This is a genomic window from Shewanella sp. ULN5, from assembly GCF_030731885.1.
GTDB lineage: Bacteria > Pseudomonadota > Gammaproteobacteria > Enterobacterales > Shewanellaceae > Shewanella > Shewanella holmiensis.
Genome location: NZ_JAPJEE010000018.1, coordinates 37,574 through 50,175, shown reverse-complemented (window position 1 = coordinate 50,175; position 12,602 = coordinate 37,574). Strand labels below are relative to the sequence as shown.

The 12,602-nt window shown below is 42.0% G+C and carries 12 protein-coding genes and 1 riboswitch; of the genes, 3 read left to right on the top strand and 9 right to left on the bottom strand.

Features of this window, described 5'->3' with window-relative positions; all coding sequences use genetic code 11:
- Positions 1-4: 4 nt before the first annotated feature.
- The 3 genes from moaD to moaA all read right to left on the bottom strand — a co-directional run bounded on the left by moaD (position 5) and on the right by moaA (position 1,820).
- Positions 5-253: a molybdopterin synthase sulfur carrier subunit gene (gene moaD, locus ORI98_RS15215; RefSeq protein WP_261299568.1), complete on the bottom strand. Its 249-nt coding sequence runs from the start codon at positions 251-253 to the stop codon at positions 5-7.
- A gap of 75 nt (positions 254-328) precedes the next feature.
- Positions 329-805 (bottom strand): cyclic pyranopterin monophosphate synthase MoaC, encoded by a 477-nt coding sequence (gene moaC, locus ORI98_RS15210; protein ID WP_261299569.1) that lies wholly within the window; start codon positions 803-805, stop codon positions 329-331.
- Between the two features lie 34 nt (positions 806-839).
- Positions 840-1,820 (bottom strand): GTP 3',8-cyclase MoaA, encoded by a 981-nt coding sequence (gene moaA, locus ORI98_RS15205; RefSeq protein WP_261299570.1) that lies wholly within the window; start codon positions 1,818-1,820, stop codon positions 840-842.
- Positions 1,808-1,941: riboswitch (molybdenum cofactor riboswitch) on the bottom strand. (Overlaps the previous gene by 13 nt.)
- Before the next feature lie 228 nt (positions 1,942-2,169).
- On the opposite strand from moaA, the gene ORI98_RS15200 reads away from it, so the two are divergent.
- Both ORI98_RS15200 and ORI98_RS15195 read left to right on the top strand, forming a co-directional pair.
- Positions 2,170-3,819, top strand: coding sequence for an electron transfer flavoprotein-ubiquinone oxidoreductase (locus tag ORI98_RS15200; RefSeq protein WP_306135797.1), 1,650 nt, complete (start codon positions 2,170-2,172; stop codon positions 3,817-3,819).
- Positions 3,820-3,958: 139 nt separating this feature from the next.
- A complete protein-coding gene (locus ORI98_RS15195) occupies positions 3,959-5,878 on the top strand; it encodes a methyl-accepting chemotaxis protein (protein ID WP_306135796.1) in 1,920 nt (639 codons plus the stop codon).
- A gap of 75 nt (positions 5,879-5,953) precedes the next feature.
- Here ORI98_RS15195 and ORI98_RS15190 read toward each other — a convergent pair whose 3' ends face one another.
- The 6 genes from ORI98_RS15190 to ORI98_RS15165 all read right to left on the bottom strand — a co-directional run bounded on the left by ORI98_RS15190 (position 5,954) and on the right by ORI98_RS15165 (position 11,566).
- On the bottom strand, positions 5,954-6,325 hold the full coding sequence (locus tag ORI98_RS15190; protein WP_261299573.1) for a DUF4870 domain-containing protein: 372 nt from the start codon (positions 6,323-6,325) through the stop codon (positions 5,954-5,956).
- Positions 6,326-6,346: 21 nt separating this feature from the next.
- Positions 6,347-7,036, bottom strand: a complete 690-nt coding sequence (locus tag ORI98_RS15185; protein ID WP_306135795.1) for an MOSC domain-containing protein — start codon at positions 7,034-7,036, stop codon at positions 6,347-6,349.
- A gap of 223 nt (positions 7,037-7,259) precedes the next feature.
- Positions 7,260-8,105, bottom strand: a complete 846-nt coding sequence (locus ORI98_RS15180; protein WP_306135794.1) for a PfkB family carbohydrate kinase — start codon at positions 8,103-8,105, stop codon at positions 7,260-7,262.
- A 120-nt stretch (positions 8,106-8,225) separates the two neighbouring features.
- A complete protein-coding gene (locus ORI98_RS15175; protein WP_306135793.1) occupies positions 8,226-9,563 on the bottom strand; it encodes a coproporphyrinogen III oxidase family protein in 1,338 nt (445 codons plus the stop codon).
- A 406-nt stretch (positions 9,564-9,969) separates the two neighbouring features.
- On the bottom strand, positions 9,970-10,818 hold the full coding sequence (locus tag ORI98_RS15170; protein ID WP_371931177.1) for a substrate-binding periplasmic protein: 849 nt from the start codon (positions 10,816-10,818) through the stop codon (positions 9,970-9,972).
- A gap of 379 nt (positions 10,819-11,197) precedes the next feature.
- Positions 11,198-11,566 (bottom strand): hypothetical protein, encoded by a 369-nt coding sequence (locus tag ORI98_RS15165; protein ID WP_306135792.1) that lies wholly within the window; start codon positions 11,564-11,566, stop codon positions 11,198-11,200.
- Positions 11,567-11,764: 198 nt separating this feature from the next.
- On the opposite strand from ORI98_RS15165, the gene ORI98_RS15160 reads away from it, so the two are divergent.
- Positions 11,765-12,565, top strand: a complete 801-nt coding sequence (locus ORI98_RS15160; RefSeq protein WP_306135791.1) for a hypothetical protein — start codon at positions 11,765-11,767, stop codon at positions 12,563-12,565.
- The last annotated feature ends 37 nt before the right edge of the window (positions 12,566-12,602 follow it).

Below are 12,602 nucleotides of genomic sequence, written 5' to 3'. Positions count from 1 at the left end.
ACAATTAACCTCCCGTTACTGGAGGAAAGAATGCCACTTCGTCACCATCAGCCACTTCGGTATCCCAATGGCTCATGGTTTGATTAACCGCAACCAATAACTTGTCTGAGGCCATAACTTTAGCCCACTTGTCGTCTTGTGCTGCTAATGCGGCTCTTAAGGATTCAGTGGTAGTGATATCTTCTGCTGAAAATGCAAGTTTAGCTGTGCCCAATAATTCACGAACCTGAGCAAAAAATAATACTTGGATCATAGGGTTTCTCTTCACTGTGTAATAACTTGTTGAATACAACTCGGTCAAGCCTTTAATCAAGCCCCAACCTTAACACTATGCCTTGAAATGGCCGGATTTACCGCCACGCTTTTCCAGTAACTTAACCTGTGAAATCACCATGTCTTTTTGCACGGCTTTACACATGTCATAAATCGTCAATGCGGCAACTGATGCGGCGGTTAACGCTTCCATTTCAACCCCAGTTTTACCTGATAACTTACATAAACTGTTAATGCGCACACGATTAAACTCAGGCTCAGCCACTAAATCAACTTCCACTTTAGTTAACATTAATGGATGGCATAGGGGAATAAGATCTGAAGTTTTTTTAGCCGCTTGAATACCCGCAATACGCGCAGTAGCAAACACATCACCTTTATGATGGCTACCACTCATGATCATTTCAAGGGTTGCTGGTGCCATTTCAATAAATGCTTCCGCGCGCGCTTCACGTTCGGTAACCGCTTTTTCAGTGACATCGACCATATGGGCATTGCCATCTGCATTAATGTGGGTAAATGCATTGCTCATGAATTAAAGCCTTTATATTTGAGAGGAGAATAAACTAACCACCAATAGATGCCAGATGTTGAGTCACACCTGTGATCCCTTGATGTAAATAATGGGTTTCTTCTTTTTGAGCCAATTGGCCATGCAAACGTGCAATCAGCTCTGGGCGTTGATCCGCATGTTGCAATAAATCACGCAAATCTAGACCGTTTTCAGTAAACAAACATAAATGCAGCTTACCCTTAGCGGATACACGTAGACGATTACAGCTAGCGCAGAAGTCTTTTGCATAGGGCATAATCAGGCCGATTCGACCTTGGTAATCTGGGCGACTAAAGTTTTGCGCTGGACCGTCATCAACACTAGGCCTATCGTGCAACCACCCCTCAGCCATCAAACGCGCTTTAATATCTGCCCCAGCCAAATGGTGCGCCTTAAAATAATCATGGCCTAAACCGGTTTCCATTAACTCAATAAAGCGCAAGTCTATGGGGGTGTGCTTTATCCAATGTAGAAAACGCGGTAAATCTTTACTATTCAAATCTTTCAATAACACCGCATTGACTTTAACACGTTCAAATCCCGCTTCTAATGCGGCATCAATACCACGCATCACCTCATCAAACTTGTTTTCACCCGTTATTTGATAAAACATTCGCGGATCTAAACTGTCCACCGACACGTTAATTCGCCTTAAGCCCGCGTCGTACCAAGTTTTAGCGTTTTTCTCTAAACGATAACCATTGGTCGTTGTCGCAACGGTGTGGATATTAGGGTTATCAGCAACTATGCGCACTATGTCAGTAAAGTCTTTACGCAGTGTGGGCTCACCACCAGTAATACGAATTTTTTGGGTACCGACTTCGCCAAAGGCCGCAACCAGATTTTCAATTTCTGGTAACGTCAAAAAGCTTGGCTTACCATCGGGACGATAGCCATCAGGCAAACAATAAGTGCATTTGAAATTACACACATCAGTGACTGACATGCGTAAATAGTGAAATTTTCGACCAAAACTGTCTTGTAGTTGGGACATGTTAACCTTTCCAAGTGTGGGAGGTGAGTGCATTTCTTTGCCCACCCCGGTGGCATTATTACCACGGCTAAATACCCATATCTGGTGACGTAGGATAAAAAGCTCGGAGAACCGTCAGCCCTGATTATAGGCTTAAAACGCCACTGACAAGTAGTCCTTTTATTCAATTTGTCGATAATCAAGGCAAGTTCCACAGTGAATTGTGACTCGGCTCACGATGATCAAATCGATTGAAATACTGGGCTACCGGATAAATTTGCGGTAAGGTTAGTAAAAAGATAAAACGATCGTTTATTCGTCGTAATAAAAACAAAAAACCCGACAAAACGGGAAATTTAAAGGTGATAAGATGGAACGCGAATCAATGGAGTTCGACGTAGTAATCGTCGGCGCTGGTCCTGCAGGATTAGCCACCGCATGTCGTCTAATGCAAATATCAAAAGATGCTGACAAAGAGATCACCGTCTGCGTGGTTGAAAAAGGCTCAGAAGTCGGCGCGCATATTCTTTCGGGTGCGGTATTTCAGGCAGATGTGTTAGATGAGCTATTTAACGATTGGCGCAATTCAGACTCGCCAGTAAAAACCAAAGTAACCCATGATGACATTTATTTATTTAATTCAGATACCCAGTCACGCTTAATCCCCAACAGTTTAGTCCCTAAAACCATGCACAATAATGGTAATTATATTATCAGCGTGGGTAATTTAGCTCGTTGGTTAGCCGAACGAGCGGAAGCCATGGGCGTGGAAATCTTCCCGGGGTTTGCAGCAAGCGAATTACTGTTTAATGATGACAACAGCGTCAAAGGCATTTTAATCGGCGACATGGGCGTGGGTGAAGACGGTCAACCTAAAGACAGTTACATGCCCGGCATGGAGTTACATGCTAAATATACCGTGTTCTCTGAGGGCTGCCGAGGCCACCTAGGTAAACAACTCATTGAAAAATATCATTTAGACAATGGTAAAACCCCGCAACATTACGGCCTAGGTTTTAAAGAAATTTGGAAAATTCCAGCAGCGCAACATCAACAAGGTAAAGTGGTTCATACCGGCGGCTGGCCATTAAACAATGGCTCTTCTGGTGGTGGCTTTTTGTACCATATGGAGGATAACCAGGTTGCTGTTGGATTAATAGTTGACTTGAACTACAAAAACCCACATTTAAGTCCGTTTGACGAGTTTCAGCGCTACAAAACCCATCCGGTTATTGCGCAATATTTAACGGGTGGTGAGCGCTTATCTTATGGTGCCAGAGCGATCGCTAAAGGCGGGTTAAACTCGTTACCTAAAATGAGCTTCCCTGGCGGACTGATCATTGGCTGTAATGCTGGCACGCTAAACTTTGCCAAAATTAAAGGTACACACACCGCCATTAAGAGTGGCATAATTGCCGCGAAAACCTTAGGTGAAGGCTTAATTGCAGGCTTAACTGGCGGTAAAGATTTAGACTGTTTCCAAGCACGCTTTGAAGAAAGCTGGTTACATGAAGAGTTATATCAATCGCGTAATTTTGGTCCTGCATTACATAAGTTTGGCACCTTAATCGGTGGCGCATTTAACTTTATCGATCAAAATTGGTTTGGAGGCAAATTCCCTGTCACTTTCAGAGATGAAACGCCAGATTATGCCAATATGGGTTTAGCCAGCGATTACAATAAAATTGACTATCCAAAACCAGATGGAAAGCTCAGTTTCGATAAGCTTTCATCGGTATACTTATCAAGCACGTATCATGAAGAAAACCAACCCTGTCATCTACGTTTGAAAGACAAGAGTGTTCCGATTGCAATCAACCTCGTAAAATTTGATGAACCCGCGCAGCGCTATTGTCCTGCAGGAGTTTATGAAGTGGTTGAAGAAGAGGGAAGCAAAAAATTTGTTATCAATGGTCAAAACTGTATTCACTGTAAGACCTGCGACATTAAAGACCCAAGTCAAAATATTACTTGGGTAACACCTGAAGGTGGTGGCGGTCCAAACTATCCAAACATGTAATCTTGTTTGATTATTGGAATTGGCCAGAAACAATAAACGCACAATAATTTGTGCGTTTTTTTCGTCTAATGGACTAAGCTTATTTAAGTTTTTTCCCATCTGACCGATAAAGATTAATTACAGCAACAAGGCGTATTACATGAACTTTTTTAGTCAATTAACCATTAAGCAGAAAATCTTGCTTACCGTCACACTGGCGGTGCTACTTTCAACAGTTTTAGTCGGGGTGCTTAGCCAGCGCAGCGCAAAAAATGTGGTTGAAGAACGTATGTTAACGTCTGAAATGCCCAGCATATTACTGCAAATCCGTAACAAGATTGATTTGGACATCAGCTCGTTAATGAACGCAGCCGAGCAACTCGCCAACAGCCGAATGCTGCTTAATTGGTTAGAGCAAGGTCGCCCAGCCAGTGAAGAAAGCGCTGTCGTGGCGCAGTTAAATGATATTGCCAGTCAATATGATCTGGCACAAGCATCTTATGCCGACCGCCAAACTGCCGCTTACTATACGCAAGATGGTTTTTTACGGGAATTAACCCCGCAGCAAGATGGCTGGTTTTTTGATTATCGCGACAGCCGCCAAGAAAAAATGCTCAATGTCTTTACCGAAAGTAATGGTGAAGTGAAGCTGTTTATTAATTACCAACAGCCCAACGGCCGAGGTTTAGTCGGATTAGCTAAATCACTGGATGATATGGTTAATCTTTTAGCGTCGTTCAAAATTGAATACACAGGTTTTGTATACCTTGTCGACGCAGAAGGCCAAGTCAAACTGCACCAAGATAAAAGCCAAATGGGTAAAAAAAGCTTAAGCCAACTTTATCCTAATGTGAACGTGCAGCAGTTGTTAAATAAAAATGACTTCAACCTAATCAAAGCCGAAGCTGATAACCAACAAATGCTGATCGCCAGTAGTTATTTACCGTCAATGGGCTGGTATTTAGTCGCTCAGGTGCCTGAAGCAGAAGTGTTTGCGCTATTGGAAGAGTCGTCATATCAAATTCTCATTTCAACCGTCATAATTGCGGCACTATTTATTGCCATTGCTATTGCCGTTGCCGGCTCAGTAAGCCGCCCTATCGCCCAAGTCGCAGAGCTATTTCGCAATATTGGTGAAGGCGAAGGCGATTTACGTCAACGCCTACCCGTTAATGGTGAAGATGAAATCGCACAACTTGCACGCGGATTTAACAGTTTCATCAGTAAAATCCAAGACTCTGTTATTGAAGTGGCACAAACCAGTGAACAATTAGGTAAGTCAGCAATAGATGTCTCTAACCAAGCACACCAAACATTAGAAGACAGCCATTTGCAAAAAGACCGCACCGTTATGGTCGTAACGGCCATTAATGAAATGGGTGCAACGGTGAATGAAATAGCCAGTAATGCCGCGCAAGCCGCCGTTACCGCTAGAGAAGCCGACACAGAGTCATTAGAAGGCCAGCAGGTTGTGACGCGCGCACGCGATACCATTAATCAACTATCAAAAGATGTTGAGCAGGTGGGCGAAGTGATTGAGTCTTTAGCGACCCACACTAAATCAATTGGCAGTATTTTAGACGTGATCCGCGCGATTTCAGAACAAACCAACTTACTGGCATTAAACGCGGCTATTGAAGCGGCTCGAGCAGGTGAGGCAGGTCGAGGATTCGCTGTGGTTGCCGATGAAGTAAGAAACCTCGCGTCACGTACTGCAGCATCAACTAACGAAGTGCAAAGTATGATTGATAAATTGCAATCGGAAGCCAGCCGCGCAGTAACTGCCATGGAACAATCTCGTAATCGCTCACGCGAAGGTGTACAAGCCGTTGATGAAGCAAGTAATTCACTTAGCGGTATTAGTCAGCAAATTGCCTCAATCAGTGACATGAATATTCAAGTTGCTGCGGCAACGGAAGAGCAGTCTACGGTAGTGGAAGATATTAACCGTAACGTCACCGAAATCAACGACATTACCCAACGTACTGCGCAAACGGCTCAGGCTGCAGCGCAGGCAAGTAAAGCATTGAATCAACTTGCTAACCGTCTAGATACCCTTGTGGCGCGCTTTAAAGTATAGCGTCAGTGAGTAAAGGCTAAAATGCCGCAATCTGAAATCAGGTTGCGGCATTTTTATTTGCTTGAAATTTGACGTTTATTTAAAAAATTTAATCGATAACGGGTATTGGTATGCCACGCCTTCGGTGGCTTTTATAATCGCGATAATCGTGCAAATGATATCCAACAATGCCAAGGCGCCTAGCAAAATAAAGCCGATACCTACGAACATTAACACCGCTGAAATACACACATAAATAAACAAACTGATTTTAAAATTGAGGCAGTTTTTTCCACACTGGTTAGCAAAGTCAAACTCATCGCGCTTCATCAACCACACAATTAATGGCCCTAAAATACTGCCCATGGGTATTACATACCCCGCAAAACTGGATGCGTGCACCAACACCCCCATATCGCGAGCTTGCTTTTGATTATTTGACTGATGAGTGGATTGTAAATCTTCCATGAAATGTCCTTTTCGTAATAATTAAGCTTTACCATACAAGCGCATCTGCCAATCTTCAATCGCTTGATGACTGATACGACGAGTTAATGAATCAACCCAAGTTTTTGCCAATCCAGGGCATTGCAATAGTTGCTGATATTGCTCGGCATCAAACTCTGGTAGAAAATAGATGTGCATGGCTTGAGCGACGCTAATATCAGAAACGCGATCAACGCGATAAATCGCATCATCACTGGCAATGTTACCTTCTGATAATACTCGGTAAAACCAACCACACATTTTGCTTTTTTGCATCGCAAGCGCAAATTCTGGATGGCCGAATTGTAAATTAAGCTTAAAACAGGGCGAGCGAGGTTGGGTAACCTGCAAGGTAACATCGCCAATTTGCATAATATCGCCAATATTGACCTGTGACTCATTCAAACCAACAGTACTGATATTTTCACCCATTGCGGGGGCATCTTTAAACGATGCCATCATGTCCCAACGGCGATACTGACCATAATGTTCACGCGGAAAATGATGTAATACTCTGTCCAAACCGCCGTGATGCTTAGGGTCTGCTTCTGCATTACCCACAACACGATCAAATTGCACAGCCAGTTTTGGCGCGGCATGTTTTTGGTTAATACAACTGGCAACCCCACTGTGCATTTGTACCTGATCACCCAAATACAACGCCGATATTTTATTTACTATGCGATTTTTCACTCAGTACATCCCTGAACAAGATCTGCTTTAAAGCATCAAAGTACCTAAAAAAACACCAAAAAAAAAGCCTCACCAACAAATGGTAAGGCAGAATATAAAACAAGGGGGAGTTCAGGCTCAACATGCATAGAGTCAGAACGAAAACGCTTAAGACTGTAAAGCGCCAATCAACGCTTCAACAAGCAACACTTTACCCACACTCTGTGACAATCAGGTGACAACTTTAGCCCGCAAGATAATTTTTTAATTTATCTCCAGGAACCGAACTCGGGGTAGCCACAGCAAATGCAGCCCAGCGAGCCCCTTCTGTCATTGCATCAGTGATACTTGCACCACTGCATAAGCCATGAATCACTCCTGCAGCATAATTATCCCCCGCTCCCGTAGTATCAATCACATCAGCCGAAATGGCGGGCACATGTTGGTAACCTGATTGCTGGTAAACTTTGGCGCCATTCTCGCCATCTGTCACAATAAAATACTGTAAGTTATCGCCACTAATAGATTGAGCAAACGCCCACAAATCTTGCCCGCAACGACCTTGCATATCGGTTATAGAAGCAATTAATACATGGCAAGGTCTTGGACGCTCATCTTTGGCTAACTGGGCGACGACTAGGGTTTTAGACTGCGCCATGGCCGCAAGCGCCCAAGTATCAGCTCCTAATGCTGACGTATTAATATAAAATGCATCCCAATTAGCCCAATTTGGTTGTTTAGCTAAAGTAAAAATAGGTCTTTGAGGTCTAATAATGGTGCGTTCGCCATCAGGGGTCATGACGAGCAGCATTTCACAGGTATTACCGTTAAAGCGTTGTACCATTCGGCAATCTAATCCTTGAGTGCTGGCCTGCGCCACAATCCAGTCGCCAATTTCATCTGTACCGACCTGACTCACCAGCGACACATTATGCTGCGCCCAAACTAGCCCTAGACCGGTATTAGCGCCACCGCCGCCAAGTCGTAAACCACCATCTTGATAATGAAAACGACCACCCGTTTGCAACGGTTTATCTAACCTGAGAATGCGGTCACAATTGATGTTCGCCAGTAATAAAATATTCGCCATGATAAATACACAATTACTTAATTGAAGTAATTTAAGAGTACTCGTTATAAAAAAAACGGCAACCTAAGTTGCCGTTAATTTTGCGGTTGAAGACCTAAATACCATCTAAACAAGCTTAGGCTACATATCCAAGTCTGTTAATGGTTTACGCAGCTGAGCTCTGACATTATCCATGCCTGAGTAAAACTCTTTCATCATCAGCAGCCCCATCATCTTACCGTTATCGGTTACGATAAGGCGGTCTGGATGTACTGGATCGTTTTTAATCGCGCCAATGGCCTTCATTGAACTCATCTCTTTAAATAATGCGGTATCTAGGTTTACCCCAAATTCATCGCGGAAATATTTGCGAGACAATCGGCCTGAAAACATGCCCAATAAAAAACGATATTGCATCACTTCTTTCTTGTGATAATACTTTTGCTGCTCAACTGCCATACGGCCTTGGGCAATACGCTCTTGGTACTTTTTCAATGAGAATGTGTTTACATACAAGGTGTCATTTAAAAAACTAAATGATCCTGAACCAACGCCTAAGTATTCATCATGATCAATCACGTACTCATCAAAACCTTCATCATTGGTTTTACCAAACGCCCAAGCAGACAATTGCGTATATTGCCCTGTCAACTTATTCAAAATTTGACGGTATTGATTAATCATTTCGCCGTGTGGCGCAGCAAGTGTGCCCTTTACACTTTTACGGGTTTGATGCGTGATCATCAACGGGTAAGTGGTAATTTGTCTTGGGTCTAACTTTGATGCCATTTCAAGATCCGACTGAATAATTTCATCGGTTTGGCCACGAAAGCCAAAAATCAAATCAACATTGATGATCGGGAACAATTCTTTTGCCGCCATAATGCGGTCAAAAGTTTGCTGGCCCGTGCCAAATTTATCTAAACGGTCAGTCATTTTTAAGATGCCGTCATCAAAGCTTTGTACGCCAATCGACATTCTGTCAACTAAGCCTTTAAGTTGTTTAAACTCAGGGTTAGCTAGATGCTGTGGATCTGACTCACACGACACTTCTTTAATATCGGGGAACAAAGTTTTGGCATGCTCAATCGTACGCGCAAGCTCATCTTCTAATACCGTGGTTGTACCGCCGCCAATGTACATAGAGTCAAACTGATAGCCTAAATCTTTAGCCATCTGCATTTCTTTACGCAGTGCAACAAAATATTCACGCGCTTTGTCTTCACGGAATAAAAAACGATGAAAGGTACAAAATGAGCACAAGGTATGACAAAACGGAATGTGCGCATACAGCATGTACTTGCGCCCTTCCACTGGTTTAGGCATACGGTCGGTTGAAATGGTGTCTAGACGCAGGTTTTTATCGACATAAAACTGCATGACCTTTTCCATCGAACTGACCATCCAATTTGGCACAGTAATATTAGACTGATAAGGCGTAATCAACGCATCGGATGTTGATTGAATAATAGAAGACATTAAAAATCCTAGTGAGCAAAGCTTGAAAGCAAAATCATTGATTACAAAGCAGTAAAAAACATATCCCAAAGCGGAGCTTAAAAGTACCACTTTAGATATAGATAAAATGTGAAGTAGACGACGCTATGTAAACTATCAGGATTTTTAATGATTATTTGTTAAGCAGATCATGTTTTAGTCATTATTAATATAATGGGCGATAAAAGTGTGATTGTAAGTTGTTAATTGCAAGCCATAAAAAATAAGCTCATCTAAATTGAGGCACTGCTTTCTGATATTCGTTAAAAGATAAATCAACCTCGCAGGGCTCCCCTGCACAGGCCGAAAAGGGAATAAAAAGCCATTCAATAACACGTGCGGTTCGACTCCCATTGGAATGTTTACTTTGGCCCTTTAGGCACTCATTCTAGTGGGCGGTGGAGTTGGCTAAGCGTATAGTGACATCATCATCTAAGGTGAGTGATAACATTTGCTGGTATTTGTTCTCAATAGCGAGTCGAGTGCCATCTTGTTTGATTTGCGCTAGGCCATAATTGAAGTCATCGCGAATATCGGCGCTTAAAAATGCGAATTGGTAAGGCGTAGGAGGGAATACTTTATGGCAAATCACCTCTTGTTGTACTTCATCTTTAGTGAGTGTGCCTGTGAGGTAGGACTGCCTTAGATAATAAATAAAGATATTCTTATCCATCACGGCCACATCTATTCTCTGCTTCATCAGCATTTTCACTTGTATTATTTGCTTCGCCTGTTCTCTATACCGACTGTTAAGTGCAGCCATCTCATTGAATTTATTACCTAAAAGCATAGAGGCTTGCTGAAAGGCGACAATGCTCTTATCTTGCAAATCGGTTACGTTTTCTATATTGAATTGATTCTTTTTAAGACTAATCGCACAATTTTGAAAACGAATGGCCACATCTGAATAAAACACGCCTTCGAGCATGTTTTCTTTAGTATTAATGATGCCATCAAGTTTGCCTTCTTTAAGTGCATGAAAAGTACGTGCTAAAGGCAGGTATTGTATGTTGACGCTATGACCTTTAACGGCAAGGGCACTTTTAAGCAATTCGAGTTCTAGACCACTGTTAGTTTCTTGAATGACATAGGGAGGAATTGAAAAGCTGACACCGATTTCAAGATCTTTGGCTTGTATACTGGACGTCAACAAGGGCAATAAAATCGACACCACATAACCTAATGGTTTAGCCATTCGATTCACTTGTGGGTTGAGCCGATTATTCTCATTATTCATTCTATTATTGACCTTTAAATGATGGTAAACACGAGCCCTGCTTCAGCGAATTTTTCTGCCGTTACCTAACTAAACCTATCATGATTACACTTAACTATAAGAGGTCTTATTAAATTAGCATAACTTTAATTTTGTTAACGTTAGGCACAAAGACTAGAGGTATTGTCTTGAGTAAAATTTTAAGCTGTCAATTTATTGGCTAAGCGTTTGAATGTTTGAGTATTAGATTTGAAAAGGGCCGATTTTTCACATCTTACCTATAGGAATATGGGAAATGTCAGTGTGATGTCCGGAACATCACTGACCATGTGAAGGAGCAACCTTATGTGTAAACACTTCTGTGACACGCTGCAAGTACGTCCCTGTAAGCTCAACGATGTTAAACAACATCCATGTTTAACTGCCAGTTTGGCATCCATGCCTCTCGCTCATAGCGTTTCATAAGATGAAACTTCTCCATGCCATCGACGGTCACATCCGCGCTTACACCTAATAATTTATATCTTTGATTAGGCTGCATTGGTAATAAAGCCTTTAGATCTTTGGCTGATACGAAAATGTCAGCTACTGGTACGCCTGCTGAAGGTAATTGGATGACCGTTATGTCCGATTGTGACTTAACCAACAAAAAATAAGTAATTGATTGAATTTTAAATACAAAATAGGTTAAGTTATAAAGACTTAAGGACAGAGTTGGGCAATCTCGAACATAATCATCGAGCACGCCATTTAGGGAAGAAGAAGCCATTCAATAACATGAACCGCTCGACTCCCTTTTTAATGTTTACTCTGACCCCACTAATTTCTTGAAATGAAAAGTGCTTCAAATCAATAAGATAGCAAATGTAGGATGTTATTAATCAATAACTTAAGCGGCCGACATTGAATGATGCGCCGTTCAATAAGCTGTTACATGCTCAAACCACATTGCCAGGAGAATAAGTAAGTGGGCGGATTTTTAAGGGATGAAATAGTAAGTAACTTATCAATAGATGAGGAAGCATTGACATTAATTAGCGATGAAATGCTAATGAGAGCTAATGCTATTAACCAGCTTCTTCCTGAGGCGGGGAAAAACCACGATCAACAACAAATTGTTACCTTTATCATCCGCTTCGATAACAAAGGATATCGCCTTTATCATATAGACGATGTTCTAAGGCATTATCGCGTGGCACAAGCCGTTGAGCGTATTATTATCACGATGGAGTCCACCGAAAGCATCCGATCGAATAGACAGTTCGGAACTCATCTCGAGGTACGATTCGACATCAACGACACAAGAAATTGCAGCCTAGCTGTTTCTAGTGAAAACAGCGATTGGGTAGAATCTACTTACTCAACTATTAGCGAGCTTATAAATAAGTTAAAAAACAAGAATGGCTTTATCCGAAATGGCTGGACTCCATTTACAGTACAAATATCAGGAGTTGTTGCAGGGTTTATTTTGAGCTTGTGGGCTGCAATGAAAATAACACCTCACCTAACTGTAGAAAGCGCATTTGTCGTAAGCTTTCTATTTGCATTTTTAGTGTTCTCCAATATTTGGACGTATCTAAGCCAACAGATCTTAAATGGCATAGGGTATTTCTTCCCAAATATAAGATTTGAGCGCAAAGGTAAAGAAAAGCTGCACTGGCTGATTCAAACTGTAATTGGTGGTTTGGTTGTAGCTATAGCCCTTTATGTAATTAATCTGCTTTTTGGTTATGTAGGCTCAGTTCTTGGAGAGTTCATTGCCAAATAAGCATGTAACAAGTTTAGGCAATCGGAAAACTTACTGC

Excerpts from the sequence above, each read along its gene's own strand:
- ORI98_RS15180 (WP_306135794.1), bottom strand. The coding sequence starts at position 8,105 with ATGGCGAATATTTTATTACTGGCGAACATCAATTGTGACCGCATTCTC.
- moaD (WP_261299568.1), bottom strand. The coding sequence starts at position 253 with ATGATCCAAGTATTATTTTTTGCTCAGGTTCGTGAATTATTGGGCACA.
- ORI98_RS15170 (WP_371931177.1), bottom strand. The coding sequence starts at position 10,818 with ATGAATAATGAGAATAATCGGCTCAACCCACAAGTGAATCGAATGGCT.
- ORI98_RS15190 (WP_261299573.1), bottom strand. The coding sequence starts at position 6,325 with ATGGAAGATTTACAATCCACTCATCAGTCAAATAATCAAAAGCAAGCT.
- ORI98_RS15175 (WP_306135793.1), bottom strand. The coding sequence starts at position 9,563 with ATGTCTTCTATTATTCAATCAACATCCGATGCGTTGATTACGCCTTAT.
- moaC (WP_261299569.1), bottom strand. The coding sequence starts at position 805 with ATGAGCAATGCATTTACCCACATTAATGCAGATGGCAATGCCCATATG.
- ORI98_RS15195 (WP_306135796.1), top strand. The coding sequence starts at position 3,959 with ATGAACTTTTTTAGTCAATTAACCATTAAGCAGAAAATCTTGCTTACC.
- ORI98_RS15165 (WP_306135792.1), bottom strand. The coding sequence starts at position 11,566 with ATGGCTTCTTCTTCCCTAAATGGCGTGCTCGATGATTATGTTCGAGAT.
- moaA (WP_261299570.1), bottom strand. The coding sequence starts at position 1,820 with ATGTCCCAACTACAAGACAGTTTTGGTCGAAAATTTCACTATTTACGC.
- ORI98_RS15200 (WP_306135797.1), top strand. The coding sequence starts at position 2,170 with ATGGAACGCGAATCAATGGAGTTCGACGTAGTAATCGTCGGCGCTGGT.